The sequence below is a fragment of the Pseudomonas sp. SDO524_S393 genome, assembly GCF_054071875.1.
The window spans coordinates 1-16590 of the sequence record NZ_JBSVVZ010000028.1; the positions used below are offsets into that span (position 1 = coordinate 1).

Genomic DNA, 16590 nt, shown 5'->3' on the forward strand with positions numbered 1-16590 from the left:
CTGATGCGTTGCTGACACACCTTATTCGCGAGCAAGCCCGCTCCCACATTTGGGCCTTCACTGTTCTGAAAACCGAGTTAGCGGTAGATATCCTCCCGCGTCCACGGCAGTTCATGGCTGCCATCGGCGTGAGGTTTGGTCGCCAGGATCTGATGCAGGTTGATCCAGCCCCGCGCAAACGCATAGGCGCATCCCGCCAGGTACAACCGCCAGATACGCAACGCTTGCTCCGGCACCATCTTCGCCGCCGCTTCCAGGTTGTCTTCCAGGCGTTCGCTCCAGTGATCCAGGGTGCGCGCGTAATGCAGGCGCAGACTTTCGACATCGACCACTTCCAGCCCGACTTCGCTGATCTCGGCGGTCATCATCGCCAGGTGCGGCAGCTCGCCGTTGGGGAACACGTAGCGTTCGATAAAGTCCCCGGCGCCACGACCGACCGGGCGACCGTCGGTGTGCTTGGCGGTAATGCCGTGGTTCATCACCAGGCCGCCTTCACGCACCGCACCGAACAGGGTCTGGCAATATTCCGCCAGGTTGGCGTGGCCGACGTGCTCGAACATGCCCACGCTGACCACTTTGTCGAAGCGGCCATCCTGGGGAAGGTCACGGTAGTCAAGCAGTTGCAGCTCGACCTGGTCCTCCAGGCCTTCGGCTTTGACCCGCTCCCGAGCCAGGGCCAACTGTTCCTTGCTCAGGGTGATGCCAAACACTTTGACCCCGAACTCCCGCGCGGCATAGCGCGCCAGCCCGCCCCAGCCACAGCCCACGTCGAGCAAATATTCCCCCGGCTGCAGCCGCAGCTTGCGGCACAGGTGGCGAAATTTGTCTTGTTGGGCCTGGTCGATGGACTCGCTGCCGGTCTCGAAATAACCGCAGGAGTACGCCATGTCCTGGTCCAGCCACAACTGGTAGAACTCGTTGGACAGGTCGTAATGATAGGAAATAGCCGCTGCGTCAGTGGCCTTGTCGTGGATCGAGCGCACCGGACGGCTCCCCTCGCCGTCTTCGATCAGGGCGTGACTCAATTCGTCACAAACCCGAATGACCTCGGAGATGGAGCCTTCCAGCTCCACTTTGCCCTCGACAAAGGCTTCGCCCAGTGAATCGAGCGTGGGATGGGTCAGTTGGGTCACCACCGTGGGGTCCTTCACCACGATGGTCACACTGGGCTCGGGGCCCAAGTTGAATTCATGGCCGTCCCAGAGTCGAAGACGCAGCGGTAGCTGAAGATTCTGTAAGGCCGGTGGAAGTTGCGCGAGCATGAGTAGTCCCCCCTTGTTTCAGACGTCTGGGTGTGAGGGTAGACCATCCGGAGACAAAGTAGGACGCTATCGATTTGATAGCTCGTTTCTATGGGGCTCGGCGCTCGAGCAAACCGTCCTGGATCCACTGCTTCAGCCATGTGACGGCCTGCAGGGGGGCACCCTCTCCATAAGTGACTGCCAACTCGGCGCACAGTTCTGAAAAACTCCAACCGGTAGTCACCATCCCTGCCAGCGCGCAGGCCTCGGCGGGCTCCAGGCTGCGGTAGTGGCACACATTCTGGTGCCGCCACACCAGGCAAATCTGCGCCAATTCCAAAGCATGGCTGCCGGGGAAATCCGACTCATCCCTGCTGGCACGCCAGATCGCCACGCTATTGAAATGGCACAGCATCTGCTGCACCGACGGCGCCAGCGTCACCTGCAGGCCCGGCCATGCTTCAGGCGCCAGTTGCGCCATATCAGGGAGGGTCAGCGGCTCGCCCTCCGGCGCATCGAACGCCAGGGTAAACGCCCACTCCAGACGCGCCAGCTCGGCCAGTGGCGCGCTCTGTTCCGCCACCAGGTGTTCCACGATAAATGCCGGAAAGCGCTCACCCAACCAGCGCAGGCTGTAATGGGCCGAAGGGTAGCGGCGTACGTAGGCTTCGCTCAACCGCGCGAACTCATCGTCGCCCAGCCAGTACACGATCGCGCCAAAGTCATGGCGCAACACCTCCTGCAACCGCGACACGTAGGCGTTGTGGTAAATCGCCAGGCCCGTCTGCACGTCCAGCGTCGGCCCGCCCATTAACGTCGCGGCAAAACCGCTGTTGGCCACCGACGTCTCGGCTAACAGATGCTGCTCGAAAGCCAACTGCCAATCGGTCAGGCGCATAACGACCTCCTGGCCAACGCCGAAGCGCCCAGCTCACGGGCCTTGCCCAACTCGGTGAGCAGTTCTTCGAACGGCGGAAAATGGTCATCGCGCTCCAGCAGCGTCGAAACCGGCCCCACGTGTTCAAGGGTCTGTTGATACAGCGCCCACACCGGATCGCACACCGGGTGGTCATGGGTATCGACCACGTAGTCGCCGTAATCCATATGCCCGGCCAGATGCAGCTGGCGGATGCTCTGCGGCGGCAGGTTGCGGATAAACGTCCAGGCGTCGAACCCATGGTTGCGGGAGCTGACATACACATTGTTGACGTCCAGCAACAGCTGACACCCCGACAAATGGGTCAGGGCGTTGAGAAATTCCCATTCGGTGAACTCGTCCGCCTTGGCGCGCACATAGCTGGAGACGTTTTCCAGCACCAGCGGGCGCTGCAACACATCCTGCACCTGGCGCACGCGGGCGGCCACGTGGTACAGGCTTTCTTCGGTGTAAGGCAGGGGCAGCAAGTCATGCAATTGGTGAGCGCTGCCACGGCTCCAGCACAGGTGATCGGAAATCCACGCTGGCTGAATACGCTCGGCGAGCTGCTGGATTCGCTTGAGGTAGTCGGTATCGAGGGCATGGGGCCCGCCGATGGACAAGGACACGCCATGCATCACCAGCGGGTAGCGCTCGGCAATCGCGTCCAGGTAGTACAGGGCTTTGCCGCCCGGGACCAGATAATTCTCGGAGATCACTTCGAACCAATCCACCGCCGGCGATTGTTCAAGGATCTGCGGGTAGTACTCGCTGCGTAAACCCAGGCCGTAACCCAGGCTCGAAAGGGAAGTGGACATCAGACACTCCAGGGCAAAGTGTCCGCAGCGGTGGGGGGGCAACCGCTGCGGGAGCACTCGGTTGCCGGTTATTCGCCGACGGTGCCGCCAGCCTTGGTGCAAGCATCGGCACTGGCCTGGACCTTGAAGCCCTGACCTTTGCAGGAGCCTTGGCCCTTGCAGGCATGGTCCTTGGTTTTGCAGTCGTTCTGGCCTTTGCACGCGTTGATGCCGTAGCAGTGCACGGAGGTGTCAGCGGCCTGGGCCTGAGTGACGACACCGGCGAACAGAGTGGCGGCGGCCATTGCGAGGGCGGCACCAGCAGCAGCGGATTTGATGTTCATTGTTGTATTCCTCATGATCGTTGGGGTGTCGGTCTGAACGGATTGTTCAGTCTCGACACCCCACTAGAGTGAGGTGCCCTATCGGCGTTACAGCCCGCGCAAAATATTTCTGAAAATTATTCCTTCAGCTTCAACAGCGGCTCCTGAAAGCGCAGCAAACGCCCGGCGTTGCCCAGTACCAGCAAGGTGCTGAGGTTGTGCAGCACCGCCGCGATCATCGCCCCCGCCGCCCCCAGCCAGCCGAACGCAGCGAACACCACGATGGCCAGCGTCCAGCCCAGGCCGATGATCACATTCACCTGCAATGTCTGCCGACACTGACGGCTCAGGCGCACGCAAGTGCCCAGGCGACGCAGGTCACTGCCGATCAGCACCACGTCCGCCGACGCCAGGGCGATATCCGCCCCGCCCGCGCCCATGGCCACGCCCACCACCCCGGCCTTGAGCGCCAACGAATCGTTGATGCCGTCGCCCACCACCATCGGACGAAAACCGCTGTCGATTTCGCCCAGCACCCGGTTGAGTTTGTCTTCGGGCAAGGCCTGGGCTTCGACGTCGCTGATACCCACGTCCAGCGCCAGGCTGTCGGCCACGCTCTGGCGGTCGCCGGTGAGCAGCAATTGACGCCCCAGGCCCAAGTCGCGCAGCTCCTGCAACGCCTGACGCGCTTCGGGTTTGACGCTGTCCGCCAACAACAGCCAGGCCAGAAACTGCCCGTTCAGCGCCAGCCCGGCAATCGGGCCGTCGTGGTTCGGCACAGCGCTGGTAAGGATCCCCAATTGCTCGAACAACTCGGGCCGGCCCAATGCCGCTTCGCCCTCAGCGGTCTGCGCCACCACCCCCAAGCCCTGGCGCTCACGAATCTGCGTCAACGCCAGCAAATGCTCCTGGGTCGCCAACCCCGCCAGCGCCCGGCTGACCGGGTGGCTGCTGGCCGACCCCAGGCTGGCGGCCAGGTTGAGCAAGCGCTGCCGATCCGGCGCGGTGGTTTCCACCGATTGCAGGCGCAGGGTGCCAAAGGTCAGGGTGCCGGTTTTGTCGACCACCAGCGACGTCAGGTCCGCCAACTCCTCCAGGAACGCCGAGCTGCGAATCAGAATCCCATGGCGCGCCGCCACGGCAATCCCGGCAATCGCCGTGGCCGGAGCCGACAGCACCAACGCGCACGGGCACGCCGCGACCAACACGGCAAGCATCGCCTGAGCGTCGTTGGTCACAAACCAGGTGACCGCCGCCAGCAGCAGCACCAACACCATATAGCTGCCCGCGTAACGCTCCAGCAGCCGGGTGATCGGCGGCTTGGCGCGCTCGGCGTTCTGCATCAATGCGATGACTTTGCCCAAGGTGGATTCGCCCCCCGTGCGGGTCACTTGCAGGCGCAGCAAGCCGTCGAGGTTGATCGCCCCGCCATACACCTGCGCCCCCACACTGGCCTCCAGCGGCACCGACTCACCGGTGATCGGCGCCGTGTCCAGGCTCGCCTGGCCCGACAGCACCACGCCATCGGCCGGCACGCGGTCACCGGCGCGCACCTCGACGATATCGCCGGTCTGGAGCGTGCCGTTATCCACCTCCTGGATGCTGCCGTCGGCCTGCACCCGACGCGCATGGCTGCGGGTCAGCTTGCCCAGCGCATGGATCGCCTCCTGGGAGCCGATCACGCTGCGCTCTTCCAGGACATGGCCGAAGATCATGATGATCGGCAACAAGGCAGCGGTCAGCAGGTCCCCCGTGGCCCAGGCACCGAGCATGGCCAAGGCGATGAGTTGGTCGGTGATGCCGTGCAGGCTGGGAAACCGCAGGCTGTACCAGGCCGAACGCATCACCGGCACCGCTACCAGCAACGAGGCAACGCCCAGCAGCAGTTGGCTCACGCCGCTCTGGTCCGGTGCCAGCCAGCGCCACACCAGGCCCAGCGCGAGCAACCCCAGGGCGAGCATGGCCAGGGTCAATTGCCGCGCGGCACTGCGCTGCTCGGCGGACGTCAACATAGGTGCGCTCATTGTTCGGCTCCCTGGATGATCAAGCGGGAGTCGTCCTTGGGATCGACCGTGGTCACCGAACCGGCCTGGCCGAGGATCTTCGGCAAGCGCTCGCGGTACAGACGCAGCAACAGACCCCGGTCTTTCACCTGGGCCAGGCTCGCGACCGTCGCAGTTTGCGCCTGGGCATTGGCCAGGCGCTCGCTGGCCTGGGCGTGGGCGACCTGCACCACGCGGTCGGCCTGCTGGGTAGCGGTTTGCGTGAGTTTTTCCGCATCGGTGCGGGCATTGGCCACCGCCTTGTCCGCCTGCTGGCTGGCAGTAAGCACGGCGTTGAACGCATTCACCGCCGGGCCCGGCAGGCTCGATTGCACGTCCACGCGAGTCACTTGGATACCCAGCCCCAACCCCGTGGAGGCCAACGCCACCAAGCGTTGATTGATGCCCTGCACCAGATCGCCACGCAACCGCTCACGGCGCTCGGCGGCGCCGTTGTCGCTGCCGATCAGTTCGGGACGCGCCACCAGGATCGTGTCCAGGTCGCGTGCGGCCGTCAGCGCCACCGCGCTGCGGGTCACCAATCGATCCAAGGCCGGCAAGACGTGATCGCTCTGCAACACATAGGCGTAGGGCTCAGTGACCTTGTAGAACACCCGCACATCCAGCTGAACCACCCCGGCATCGCCGGTCAGCAGGTAACCGGACCCGGCCAGTGCATCGCTCAGCGGCGTGGCAAAGCTCGCCACACGGTCGGCCTGGATCGCCGCGTCGGAACGCAGCAGGTTGTCCACCCGACGCTCGATCACCCGGTCGGCCGCCGGCAGCAGCACAACCTGTTCGAACGGCTGCGGCCACGCCAACAGCAGCCCGGCATTCTGAATACGGTCGAGGGCACCGAAGTGCAGGACCACCGCACGGTTCTGTGGGTCGATCTGCCGCACATTGGAAAACGCCCAGGCCAGCGCGGCCAATACCGTCACCGCATACAACGCCATGAATGTCAGGCGCCCGGCCTGGACCCACGGGCTGTCCGGGCTGTCACGCGTCGTCATGGCTGAACATCCTTCGGCCCGTCCACCAGCGCGCGAAACGGCGCGGCGTCGGTGCGCAGGATGATTTTGGTGCCGGGTGTCACCACGGTGCCCAGGGTATCGAGGGAGCGCAGCAGGTTGTACAACTGCGGGTTGCCCGCGTAGGCACGCCCGTAAATCTGCGCGGCTTCGACCCGCGATTGCGCTTCGATATCGGCGGCCTTCACGGTGGCATCGGCCTGCACAATGCGCGCATCACGCTCGGCGGCGGAGCGGATCTGCGCCGCCTCACGCTTGCCCACGGCGGTGCGCTCGGTGGCGATGGTTTCACGCTCGGCACGCATGCGATCGACCGTCGCGGTGAGCGTCACCGACGGCAGCGTCAGCCGCTCGATGCCCACCTGCGCCACGCGCACGCCATAGGTAGTGAGCAATTGCTGGTCGATCTGCTGGCGCAACTGCGCCTCGAAATCGGCGATGCGCACCTGGCTGGCGTCGGTGTTGATCAGGCTCGACAGGTCGAAACTGGCCGCCGTGGTTTCCAGCGCCGAACCGACGAAGGTGCGAATCTGCCGCGCGGCTTCATCCGGCTGATTCTGCACCGCCCGCATGAAGCGCTGCACATTGTCGGCATCGCCCTGCACCTGCCAGGCCACGTAAGCCTGCACGATGATCCGCAGGCCATCACGGGTGCCCACATCCTGCAAACCGCTGGAGGTGGTGCGCAGACGCAGGTCCACCGGAATCGCCGCTTCGAACGGTGCCGGCCAGCGCCAGCCCAGGCCGGGCTCCAGCAGCACCCGGGAAGGGTTGCCGAAACGGGTGATCACCGTCGCCTCGCCGGAACGTACCTGCACCAGGCTGGCGGCCGCGACCGCGAACAGCACCAGCAACAACGCCCACGCCATGCGCCGCCAAGGGAACGGCCCCGCGGCCTGTTCATCGCCATGAGGGTGATGATGGTGGTGGTGATGGCCATGATGATGACCGTGATCGTGAGAATGAGCGCTCAACAGACAGACTCCTTATTGAACGGCTTTACGCGGCACCGAAGGGTCAGCCGGCAAGGTAAAAGAACGCAGATCGAGGGTGGGTGCACTGTCGGCGCCCAGGCGATGATCCAGAATGAGCAGCTTGGCGCGGGCCAGGCCCTGGCTGAGTTGAGTGAAGTACTGCTCCAGCACAAACGCCTGGCCTGCGCTGGCATAGGCTTTTTGTTCGGCGGCGAACCGCAGGTCGGCGGCGCGGGCACCGGCATTCACTTCACGCGCGGTGGCCTGAGCCTGATCGCGGGCGGTGCTGGCTTGCAGCAAGGCCTGGTTGGTCTGTTCGCTGGCTGCGCCGCGCTCCCGGGCAATCAACGCTTGCGCGCCGATCTGCGCCGCTTGCACGCCGTGGTAGGCATTGGCGGCACCGGCGGGTGGGTGGATGGCTTCCACCACCGTGGCGAGAATTTCCACGCCACTGTCGAGGGCTTGCAGGTCGGCCTGCACGGCGCGACCAATCTCATCGGCCAGGCGGGTGCGTTGCTCACCGAGCAATTCGTCGAGGGTGCGCGAGGCAAAATCGTGCACGAGGATGCGGCTCGCGGTGCTGCGAATCAGGGTCGGCACATCCGCACTGTGATAAGTGGCGGCCAGCGCAGCCTGGTCGGTCAGGCCGATACGGTAGACGAAGCGCACATCCATGTTGACGATCTGGAAGCCCTGCTTGTCGCCGCTGCTGCTGGCGATCACCTGGGATTTGTCATTTACATGGCTGGCGTCCCACAGCCGGTTGGCGATCAGCGGCGCGGGCCCTTCCGCCGCAGCCAGTTCCGGCGCGGCAGCGTCAGTGACACTGGTGGCCAGTTCGTGCACCACGCCGTTTTCCACACGGATCACCCGTCCCAACGGCCACGGCAAGCCTGCATGCAGACCTGGGCCGAAGACCTGCACCGGCTTGCCGAAGCGCTCATAAATCCCACGACCTTGCAGCGGTACTTCGTGCACACCGGTCAGCGCCCAGCCGACCGCCAGCACCACCAGCAACACCGGCAGGAATGCCCGGCGCATGTAGGTAAACGCCCAAATCTGGCGCAGGTCGATACCAAACCGGTTGTGCAATTCATGCTGCAAGGCCAGCAAGGGTTGCGGCGGCCAACGCAGCAGGTCGGCGATAAAGCTTTGCGCCATCAGGCGCGGTTCGAGACTTGGCTGACGCGGGCTGAACAACGACAGCACCGCCCTGAACAGAAACTCCACCGCCACCAGCGCCGGCAACACGCCGACCAATACGGCCAGACGCAGCGGCCAGACCGAGTCCACCCCGGCAAATAGCAGACACACCGCACTGACCACCAGCACCAGGATCGCCACCCGGCTCAACTGCGCCAGTTGCGCGGCTTCTGGCCACTGCGCGGTGGTTTCCTGGGCGAGGCGACGTTCAAACACCAGCAAACCGAAGGCCAACGCCAACGCCAGCGCGGCACCGACGCTGGCGGCTTGCCCCACGGCTGCCGCCGGCAAGGTCAGGCTCCAGAACTCGATAACGCTGACCAGTGCCAGCAACGACCAGCCCGCCAGCCACAACACCGGCGCGCCGATCTGCTGGCCAACACGCTCCACCAGGCGCGCGTAGCGGCTCGTGTGTTCAACCGGCACTTCAACCGCGGGTTCTTCCAGCGCCTGGGCGCGCCAGTCCGCCACCCACCAGGCCGACTGCAAACCGGCCACCAACAGCAAGAGTGCGGACGCGCAGTTGATCAGTACCACCGGCCAGACCGACAGCGGCGCAAACAGCGCGACAAACAACGCCAGCACCCAGCCGGTGACCGCCAGGGTCATCAGGCCGATGCCGGCCTGGCGCAATCGACGGGCATGGAACAGCCCCTGTTGAAACCGCGCAAGGCCTTCCACCGAAGCGCCCTCAGCTTCCAGATCCACTTGCATCCACTCAGCGCCCGTTTGTACATAATTCGTTACGATATAACACGGAGCGTGAAATTTTTGTTCGAAACCAATGCTAATCCCTGTGGAAGCTGGCTTGCCTGCGATAGCCTCGACTCGGTGCAACTGAAACTCCGAGATGCCTGCATCGCAGGCAAGCCAGCTCCCACAGAGGAACATCGTCGCGTTCAAGACCGTGACTAACCCCCCAGAAACACACGCCATCACTGGTGCAGCCCACGAATAATCGGCACACTCCGAAACAGTTTTTCGCGGGCCCACGGACAAGGAAGCGTCACCCCCATGATTTCGATCTATCAGCTCAAGCCGCGCTTTCAAAACCTGCTGCGCCCTCTCGTGCAGCGCCTCTACGACAACGGCACCACCGCCAATCAGATCACCGTGCTGGCCGGCGTGGTCTCGCTGCTGGTGGGCCTGCTGATCGCCGGCTTCGCCCAATACCTCTGGCTGTTTGCGCTGATCCCGTTGTGGATGATCCTGCGCATGGCTCTCAATGCCATCGACGGGATGCTCGCCCGGGAATTCGGCCAGCAGTCGCGACTGGGTGCCTACCTCAATGAGCTGTGCGACGTGATCGCCGACAGCGCGCTGATCCTGCCGTTTGCGCTGATCCCCGGTGTCAGCCTCATTCCCGTGCTGCTGGTGGCGCTGCTGGCCGTATTCAGCGAATACGCCGGCGTACTCGGGCCGATGGTCGGTGCATCCCGCCGCTACGACGGGCCGATGGGCAAGAGTGACCGGGCGTTCGTACTGGGCGTGCTGGCCACCGGCGTGGCCCTGGGCTGGCTGGGTGCCGGCTGGGTAAACACGGTGATGTGGCTGGTGGCCGCCCTGCTCGCCTACACCTTGGTCAACCGGGTGCGCCAAGGCCTCAAAGAAGAACAACACTCTCCGATTGCATAAGGATTTTTGCGATGCGCGAACAGCAAGAGCACAGCTTCAGTACCCATGATGGCGTCGAGCTTTTCTACCGCCACTGGCCGGCCACGGACACCACCGGGCCGCGCCAGGCGATCCTGCTGTTCCATCGCGGCCACGAGCACTCGGGGCGCATTGCTCACCTGGTCGATGAACTCGACCTGCCGCACTTCGACTTCTTCGCCTGGGACGCCCGTGGCCACGGCCAATCGCCCGGCGAGCGCGGTGACAGCCCCAGCTTCGCCACCAGCGCCCGCGATGTGCAGACCTTTTGCGACCACATTGGCGCCACCTACGCCATCGCCGAAGAAAACCTCGCCGTGGTTGCACAGAGCGTCGGCGCGGTGATCGCCGCCACCTGGGTACACGATTACGCGCCGAAAATCCGCGCGCTGGTACTCGCCTCCCCGGCCTTCAAGGTCAAGCTCTACGTACCTTTTGCACGGCCAGGCCTGGCGCTGATGCGCAAGTTTCGCGGCAATTTTTTCGTCAACAGCTACGTCAAGGCCAAGTTCCTCAGCCATGATCCGCAGCGCGTGGCGTCCTACGACAGCGACCCGCTGATCACCAAGGCCATCTCGGTGAATGTGCTGCTGGGCTTGTACGAGGCCGCCGACCGCGTTGTAGCCGATGCCCAGGCGATCCAGGTACCGACGCAGTTGCTGATCTCGGGTTCGGACTTTGTGGTACACCGCAAACCCCAACAGCAGTTCTTCGACCGTTTGGGCAGCCTGAAAAAAGAGCTGCACATCCTGCCCGGCTTCTTCCATGACACCCTGGGCGAACGCGACCGGGCCAGCGCGGTAAACAGTGCCAGGCGGTTCGTCCTGCAGAACTTCGAACACCCGCTGGACCGCGCCGCGTTGCTGGACGCCGACAAAATCGGCGCCACCTGCGCCGAATCCGAAGCCCTCGCCGCGCCGCTGCCGCGCAATTCCCTGCGCGACCTGTACTGGCGCCTGACCCGTGCCAGCATGGGCCTGGGCAAGCACCTGTCGGAGGGCGTAAAGCTGGGCTTCGACACCGGTTTCGATTCCGGCAGCACCCTGGACTACGTATACCGCAACATGCCCACCGGCAAAGGTGGGTTGGGGCGGATGATCGACACCAACTACCTCAACTCCATCGGCTGGCGCGGCATTCGCCAGCGCAAGCTGAACGTTGAGGAACTGCTGCGCCTGGCCATGGCCAGGCTGCGGGAAGAACAGCGCGAAGTGCGCATCGTCGACATCGCTGCCGGGCATGGCCGCTACATTCTCGAAGCCTTGCAGGGCGTGTCGCCGTTGCCGGAATCTATCCTGCTGCGCGACTACAGCGATATCAACGTGCGCGACGGCAGTGCACTGATCCGCGAAAAAGGCTTGGGGGATATCGCGCAGTTCGTCAAAGGCGATGCATTCGATCGCGCCGACCTCGCTGCGCTGGAACCCAAGCCAACATTGGCGGTGGTGTCCGGCCTGTATGAACTGTTTGCCGATAACACCCTGGTCGGCGGCTCGCTGGCGGGTCTGGCCGAGGCGGTGGAACCGGGTGGCTATCTGGTCTACACCGGCCAGCCGTGGCACCCGCAACTGGAGCTGATCGCCCGCGCATTGACCAGCCATCGCCAGGGCCAGGCCTGGGTGATGCGCCGACGCAGCCAGGCAGAGATGGATCAACTGGTCGAAGCGGCGGGCTTTCGCAAGATCACCCAGCGCGTGGACGAGTGGGGCATCTTTACCGTGTCCTTGGCCCAGAAGATCTGACCATGCGCGAACCCGGCCTGTTAAAGCCCGCAGTCCTCTGGTTGTTGCTGCTGGCGCCGCTGTTTTTCAGCACCTACGGCTTCGCCACCTGGGTCACCAGCCAGCGCAACGACGTCGGCACGCTGGTATTCGGCTGGGAAAGCCATATGCCGTTCTGGGCATGGACCATCGTGCCCTACTGGTCCATCGACCTGCTCTACGGGTTCTCGCTGCTGCTGCCCAACACCCGTCATGAGTTGAAACAGCACGCACTGCGGCTGTTGAGCGCGCAAATCATCGCCGTGAGCTGCTTTCTGATCTGGCCGCTGCGCTTCACCTTCGAGCGGCCGGAGCTGGATGGCGTGTTCGGCTGGCTGTTTGCGGTACTGGCGGGGTTCGACAAGCCGTTCAACCAGGCGCCGTCGCTGCATATCGCGTTGCTGGTGATCCTGTGGGTCATGTACCAGCGCCACAGCCAGGGCATCTGGCGTTGGCTGGTGCATGGCTGGTTCGCGCTGATCGGCCTTTCGGTGCTGACCACTTATCAACATCACTTTATCGACTTACCCACAGGCGCCCTGGCTGGGTGGATCTGTGTGTGGTTGTGGCCCGTGGAACACCCGAGCCCGTTGTTGAATGCCCGGCTGACGCGCGATCCCGCACGCTGGCGGCTCGGTGTGCGCTACGGGCTGGGTGCGCTGGCGTTGGTGATGCTCGCCTTTGCGTTGCGCGGAGCATGGCTGTGGCTAGTGTGGCCGGCGGTTTCTCTGGCATTGATCAAGGCGAATTACTTCGTATTGGGCGCTTCGGGCTTTCAGAAGCGTGCCGATGGCCGACTGACGCCTGCCGCGCGTTGGCTGTATGCCCCTTATCTGGCCGCCGCCTGGATCAACTCGCGTCTGTGGACACGCAAACATCCCCAGCCCGACCTGATTGTGGATAACGTTTGGCTGGGGCGCATTCCTGCCGCGAGCGAGCAGGCCCCCTTCAAGGCCATCGTCGATCTCTGCGCTGAATTGCCGATGGACCCACAGGGCCGTGCCTATCACTCCATTCCCGTGCTGGACCTGATCGCGCCCACGCCCGAAGCGTGCCTGCAAGCTGCCCACGCCATCGAACGCCTGCGCGCAAGCGGCCCGCTGCTGGTGTGCTGCGCCCTCGGCTACTCGCGCAGCGCCACCGCCGTCGCGGCCTGGCTGCTGCACACCGGGCGCGCCGCGACGGTTGAAGAGGCGCTGACTATCATTCGTACAGCGCGGGCCGATGTGGTCCTGCATCCTGCTCACCGTCAAGCGTTGGAGGGCGTGCCCCATGCCAGCTGATATGGAACTCCAGGTCGTCGCCAGCCTGCTGCGCCGTGGCCGTTCGCTGGATCAGTTATCCACAGGTCTGACGCTGCTCGGCGTACTGTTCGGCCTGGCGCAGCTGCTGATGGCCAGCATCGCGCCGATCTGTCTGCTGCTCAGCCTGTGGATGATTATTCTCGGGTTGCTGCAAAAGTACTGGGCGCTGCGCGTGGCCTTCGACGCCGACCTGTTCGCCCTGCTGGCCCGCGACATCGAGCGCACCGCCGACCTCGACCAAGCCTTGCAGAGCCTCGGCTTGCAATCGGCCAAGCGCGCCGGTCGACCCTGGACCGAGCGCCGTCGTGGTGCTCTCAAACTGTTGCGTAAACAAGCCTGGCTGCTGGGCGCACAAGCGCTGCTGACTCTGGGCGTGATCCTCGCCAGCCCTTGGCTGCCGTTCGCCGGATAAGGAATCCCCATGCTCGAACCCGTGGTCGCCACGCTGATTACCTCCCTGGCCCGCACCGTCACCGGCGCCCGCAGCCTTTGGCTCGGCTGTGCGCCGGTGCCGGTGCAGCGCATTTACTTCGCCAACCACAGCAGCCACGGCGACTTTGTGCTGCTGTGGGCGTCCTTGCCGCAGAACCTGCGCAAATTCACGCGCCCGGTGGCCGGCAGTGACTACTGGAACAAAAGCGCGTTGCGCCGCTACATCATCAGCCGTGTCTTCAATGGCGTGCTGATCGACCGTGAGCGCAAGGACCCTGTGGATAACCCCTTGCAGCCCATGCTGGCCGCGCTGGAAGGCGGCGACTCGCTGATCATCTTTCCGGAGGGCACGCGCAATCTGGAAGAAGGCCTGCTGCCCTTCAAGAGCGGGTTATATCACCTGGCAAAAAGTTACCCACAGGCTGAGCTGATCCCGGTGTGGATCGCCAACCTCAACCGGGTCATGCCCAAGGGCCGCGTACTGCCGCTGCCTTTACTGTGCACCACCAGCTTCGGCGCACCGCTGCACCTGGAAGAGGGTGAAGACAAGGCCGCATTCCTCGCCCGCACCCGCGATGCTCTGCTCGCCCTTGCCCCGGAGCATGTCTGACATGGATAGCCAAACCCTGATGCTGTTCGGCGGGATCGGCGTGATCCTGGTGGTCGCTTCGCTGATCGGCCTGATCCTCAAACTGCGCACCCGTGGCACACCAAACGCGGTGATCGACAACCTCAACGCGCGCATCAACGCCTGGTGGGTGATGGTGGTGGTGATCGGCGTCGCCTTCTGGCTCGGCACCGGCGCGGTGATCCTGCTGTTCTATGCGGTATCGTTCTACGCCCTGCGCGAATTCCTCACCCTCACCCCCACCCGTCGCAGCGACTACCCGGCGTTGGTGGCCGCGTTCTACCTGGCCTTGCCGCTGCAATACCTGTTGATCTACTCCGACTGGTACGGGCTGTTCTCGATTTTCATCCCGGTGTACGTGTTCCTGCTGCTGCCGATCCTCGCGTCACTGGGCGGCGACAGCACGCACTTCCTGGAGCGCGCTTCGAAAGTGCAATGGGGCTTGATGATCGCGGTGTTCTGCGTGTCGTTCGTGCCCGCCCTGCTCACCCTCGACATCCCCGGCTACGAAGGCCGCAACCTGCTGCTGATCGCCTACCTGGTGATCGTGGTGCAACTGTCCGACGTATTGCAGTACGTGTGCGGCAAGCTGTTCGGCAAACACAAGATCGCGCCCAACCTGTCACCGTCCAAGACCGTGGAAGGTTTTGTCGGCGGCATTCTGCTTTCGTCGCTGATCGGCGCGGCGCTGTGGTGGACCACGCCGTTCAACCCGTGGCAGTCATTCCTGATCGCGCTGTTGATCAACCTGCTGGGCTTTGCCGGCGGCATCGTGATGTCGGCGATCAAGCGTGACCGGGGCGTGAAGGACTGGGGGCACATGATCGAAGGTCACGGCGGGATGCTGGATCGGCTGGACTCGGTATGCTTCGCCGCGCCCATCTTCTTCCATCTCGTGCGCTACTGGTGGACCTGACCCCGATTTCAAGCAACGTGAAGATCAAATTGTGGGAGCGGGCTTAGTGGTGGCTCCAAGAACATCACTGGATTGGTAAATGGCCCAGGGGCAACGCGCCTGGGGTCTTCACGGTCTGGATCGCAAAATTGCTGCGGATGTCCCGCACCCCCGGCAGCTTCAACAGGCTGCCGGTGACGAAGCGCTCGTACCCACGCAAATCCGGCACCACCACCTGCAAGAGAAAGTCCGACTCCCCCGACACCAGGAACGCCGAAATCACTTCCGGCAAGGCCATCACTGCCTCGCGAAAAGCATTGGCCTCGGTGTCGTTGTGCCGCTCCACTTTCACCCCCACGAATACCATCATGCCCAGGCCCACTTCGTCGCGATCCAGCGTGGCCTGATAGCCACGAATCACGCCGGCTTCTTCCAGCAGGCGCACGCGCCGCAGGCAAGGTGAGGCAGACAGGCCGATTTCGTCAGCCAATTGCACATTGGTCAGGCGACCGTCCCGCTGCAGGGCCTCGAGGATTTTGCGGTCAAAGGCATCAAGTTTCAGATTTGGCATAAGTGAATGGCCATTCGCTGTATCAGTGGCAGATAGTGCCAAGACTAGACGCTTTTACAGCCAACTACGCAAGCACCTGCCCTGCCCTTCAGCCCTAGAATCTGCCCATCAATCACGCAACTGACGGGGTGGAACATGGCGGAACTCTGGTTATTTCTGGTGGCCCTTTCGGTGGCATATCTGTTGCCCGGGCCGGACATGATCCTGCTGCTGCAAACCGGCGCACGCCAAGGCAAGGCCCTGGCGCTGACCACGGCGATTGGCCTGGGGTTGGCCCGGGCGTGCCATGTGGCGTTGGCCGGCATGGGCCTGGCGACCTTGTTCAAAGTGGCGCCCTGGACCTTCGATGTGGTGCGCCTGGGCGGCGCGGCCTATCTGTTGTGGCTGGGCGTGCAATGCCTGCGGGCCAATGGGCTGCCCTCGCTCGACGGAGCACACGGCACCCCGCCAGCCCGGGCTTGGCGCGGCGCGTTTCAACGCGGCCTGCTGACCAACCTGCTCAACCCCAAGGCGCTGTTGTTCTGCTCGGTGCTGCTGCCGCAGTTCATCGAGCCGCAGGCCGGATCGGTGGCGATGCAGTTCGCGTTGCTCGGGATGATTCTGGTGGCCGTGGGGTTCGCATTCGATTGCTGCTACGCCCTGACCGGCGCCCGGATCGGCCAATGGCTGGCACGCAATCGCTCGGCTCAGCGCCTGCAACAATGGTTATTCGGCAGTCTTTTGATCGGTTTTGCGGTACGCCTCACTTTTGTGCAACACGCCTGAGCTGGTCGGCGTATCCACGTCATCTTTTGTATCAAAGACGCGTGTAAGATACGCC

Annotated in this window: 16 protein-coding genes; 7 read left to right on the plus strand and 9 right to left on the minus strand. The window is 63.8% G+C overall.

All coding sequences use genetic code 11. From position 1 onward, the window contains the following. Positions 1-77: 77 nt before the first annotated feature. The 8 genes from cfaB to hflK (ACW9IB_RS14380) all read right to left on the minus strand — a co-directional run bounded on the left by cfaB (position 78) and on the right by hflK (ACW9IB_RS14380) (position 9241). Positions 78-1262 (minus strand): C17 cyclopropane fatty acid synthase CfaB, encoded by a 1185-nt coding sequence (gene cfaB, locus ACW9IB_RS14345; protein ID WP_457414166.1) that lies wholly within the window; start codon positions 1260-1262, stop codon positions 78-80. 88 nt (positions 1263-1350) lie between these two features. Next, positions 1351-2139, minus strand: a complete 789-nt coding sequence (locus ACW9IB_RS14350) for an HvfC/BufC family peptide modification chaperone (protein WP_457414167.1) — start codon at positions 2137-2139, stop codon at positions 1351-1353. Then, positions 2130-2975, minus strand: a complete 846-nt coding sequence (bufB, locus tag ACW9IB_RS14355) for an MNIO family bufferin maturase (RefSeq protein WP_457414168.1) — start codon at positions 2973-2975, stop codon at positions 2130-2132. Before bufB ends, ACW9IB_RS14350 begins: the two co-directional genes overlap by 10 nt. Before the next feature lie 68 nt (positions 2976-3043). Further along, positions 3044-3298 (minus strand): BufA2 family periplasmic bufferin-type metallophore, encoded by a 255-nt coding sequence (gene bufA2, locus ACW9IB_RS14360; protein WP_457365512.1) that lies wholly within the window; start codon positions 3296-3298, stop codon positions 3044-3046. Positions 3299-3414: 116 nt separating this feature from the next. Next, the gene (locus tag ACW9IB_RS14365) at positions 3415-5301 is read right to left on the minus strand and encodes a cation-translocating P-type ATPase (RefSeq protein WP_457414170.1); all 1887 of its coding nucleotides are present in this window, start codon (positions 5299-5301) and stop codon (positions 3415-3417) included. Then, positions 5298-6332, minus strand: coding sequence for a protease modulator HflK (hflK, locus tag ACW9IB_RS14370; RefSeq protein WP_457414171.1), 1035 nt, complete (start codon positions 6330-6332; stop codon positions 5298-5300). Before hflK (ACW9IB_RS14370) ends, ACW9IB_RS14365 begins: the two co-directional genes overlap by 4 nt. Next, positions 6329-7324 (minus strand): protease modulator HflC, encoded by a 996-nt coding sequence (gene hflC / locus ACW9IB_RS14375; RefSeq protein WP_457414173.1) that lies wholly within the window; start codon positions 7322-7324, stop codon positions 6329-6331. The genes hflK (ACW9IB_RS14370) and hflC overlap by 4 nt, the downstream gene beginning before the upstream one ends. A 12-nt stretch (positions 7325-7336) precedes the next feature. Beyond that, a complete protein-coding gene (gene hflK, locus ACW9IB_RS14380) occupies positions 7337-9241 on the minus strand; it encodes a protease modulator HflK (protein WP_457414174.1) in 1905 nt (634 codons plus the stop codon). Between the two features lie 300 nt (positions 9242-9541). Here hflK (ACW9IB_RS14380) and ACW9IB_RS14385 point away from each other — a divergent pair, with 300 nt between their 5' ends. Genes ACW9IB_RS14385 through ACW9IB_RS14410 form a run of 6 tightly spaced genes read left to right on the plus strand, consistent with a single transcriptional unit; the run spans position 9542 to position 15220 of the window. Further along, positions 9542-10162: a CDP-alcohol phosphatidyltransferase family protein gene (locus ACW9IB_RS14385; RefSeq protein WP_457414175.1), complete on the plus strand. Its 621-nt coding sequence runs from the start codon at positions 9542-9544 to the stop codon at positions 10160-10162. A gap of 11 nt (positions 10163-10173) precedes the next feature. Then, on the plus strand, positions 10174-11922 hold the full coding sequence (locus ACW9IB_RS14390) for a bifunctional alpha/beta hydrolase/class I SAM-dependent methyltransferase (RefSeq protein ID WP_457414177.1): 1749 nt from the start codon (positions 10174-10176) through the stop codon (positions 11920-11922). 2 nt (positions 11923-11924) lie between these two features. Continuing rightward, complete coding sequence (locus ACW9IB_RS14395) at positions 11925-13223, plus strand: phosphatase PAP2/dual specificity phosphatase family protein (protein ID WP_457414178.1); 1299 nt, start codon at positions 11925-11927, stop codon at positions 13221-13223. Next, positions 13213-13656 carry a hypothetical protein gene (locus ACW9IB_RS14400; protein WP_457414180.1) on the plus strand — a complete coding sequence of 148 codons (444 nt, stop codon included), beginning with the start codon at positions 13213-13215 and terminating at the stop codon, positions 13654-13656. The genes ACW9IB_RS14395 and ACW9IB_RS14400 overlap by 11 nt, the downstream gene beginning before the upstream one ends. Before the next feature lie 9 nt (positions 13657-13665). Beyond that, the gene (locus ACW9IB_RS14405; RefSeq protein WP_457414181.1) at positions 13666-14286 is read left to right on the plus strand and encodes a lysophospholipid acyltransferase family protein; all 621 of its coding nucleotides are present in this window, start codon (positions 13666-13668) and stop codon (positions 14284-14286) included. Between the two features lies 1 nt (position 14287). Beyond that, complete coding sequence (locus tag ACW9IB_RS14410; RefSeq protein WP_457365503.1) at positions 14288-15220, plus strand: phosphatidate cytidylyltransferase; 933 nt, start codon at positions 14288-14290, stop codon at positions 15218-15220. Between the two features lie 64 nt (positions 15221-15284). Here ACW9IB_RS14410 and ACW9IB_RS14415 read toward each other — a convergent pair whose 3' ends face one another. Then, positions 15285-15761, minus strand: coding sequence for an Lrp/AsnC family transcriptional regulator (locus ACW9IB_RS14415; protein WP_457414213.1), 477 nt, complete (start codon positions 15759-15761; stop codon positions 15285-15287). 144 nt (positions 15762-15905) lie between these two features. Here ACW9IB_RS14415 and ACW9IB_RS14420 point away from each other — a divergent pair, with 144 nt between their 5' ends. Further along, positions 15906-16535 (plus strand): LysE family translocator, encoded by a 630-nt coding sequence (locus ACW9IB_RS14420; protein WP_457414182.1) that lies wholly within the window; start codon positions 15906-15908, stop codon positions 16533-16535. Positions 16536-16590 lie beyond the last annotated feature (55 nt).

Bases quoted from the DNA above. Each gene is read 5' to 3' on its own strand.
- cfaB (WP_457414166.1), bottom strand. From the start codon at position 1,262: ATGCTCGCGCAACTTCCACCGGCCTTACAGAATCTTCAGCTACCGCTG.
- ACW9IB_RS14350 (WP_457414167.1), bottom strand. From the start codon at position 2,139: ATGCGCCTGACCGATTGGCAGTTGGCTTTCGAGCAGCATCTGTTAGCC.
- bufB (WP_457414168.1), bottom strand. From the start codon at position 2,975: ATGTCCACTTCCCTTTCGAGCCTGGGTTACGGCCTGGGTTTACGCAGC.
- bufA2 (WP_457365512.1), bottom strand. From the start codon at position 3,298: ATGAACATCAAATCCGCTGCTGCTGGTGCCGCCCTCGCAATGGCCGCC.
- ACW9IB_RS14365 (WP_457414170.1), bottom strand. From the start codon at position 5,301: ATGAGCGCACCTATGTTGACGTCCGCCGAGCAGCGCAGTGCCGCGCGG.
- hflK (WP_457414171.1), bottom strand. From the start codon at position 6,332: ATGACGACGCGTGACAGCCCGGACAGCCCGTGGGTCCAGGCCGGGCGC.
- hflK (WP_457414174.1), bottom strand. From the start codon at position 9,241: ATGCAAGTGGATCTGGAAGCTGAGGGCGCTTCGGTGGAAGGCCTTGCG.
- ACW9IB_RS14385 (WP_457414175.1), top strand. From the start codon at position 9,542: ATGATTTCGATCTATCAGCTCAAGCCGCGCTTTCAAAACCTGCTGCGC.
- ACW9IB_RS14390 (WP_457414177.1), top strand. From the start codon at position 10,174: ATGCGCGAACAGCAAGAGCACAGCTTCAGTACCCATGATGGCGTCGAG.
- ACW9IB_RS14395 (WP_457414178.1), top strand. From the start codon at position 11,925: ATGCGCGAACCCGGCCTGTTAAAGCCCGCAGTCCTCTGGTTGTTGCTG.
- ACW9IB_RS14400 (WP_457414180.1), top strand. From the start codon at position 13,213: ATGCCAGCTGATATGGAACTCCAGGTCGTCGCCAGCCTGCTGCGCCGT.
- ACW9IB_RS14405 (WP_457414181.1), top strand. From the start codon at position 13,666: ATGCTCGAACCCGTGGTCGCCACGCTGATTACCTCCCTGGCCCGCACC.
- ACW9IB_RS14410 (WP_457365503.1), top strand. From the start codon at position 14,288: ATGGATAGCCAAACCCTGATGCTGTTCGGCGGGATCGGCGTGATCCTG.
- ACW9IB_RS14420 (WP_457414182.1), top strand. From the start codon at position 15,906: ATGGCGGAACTCTGGTTATTTCTGGTGGCCCTTTCGGTGGCATATCTG.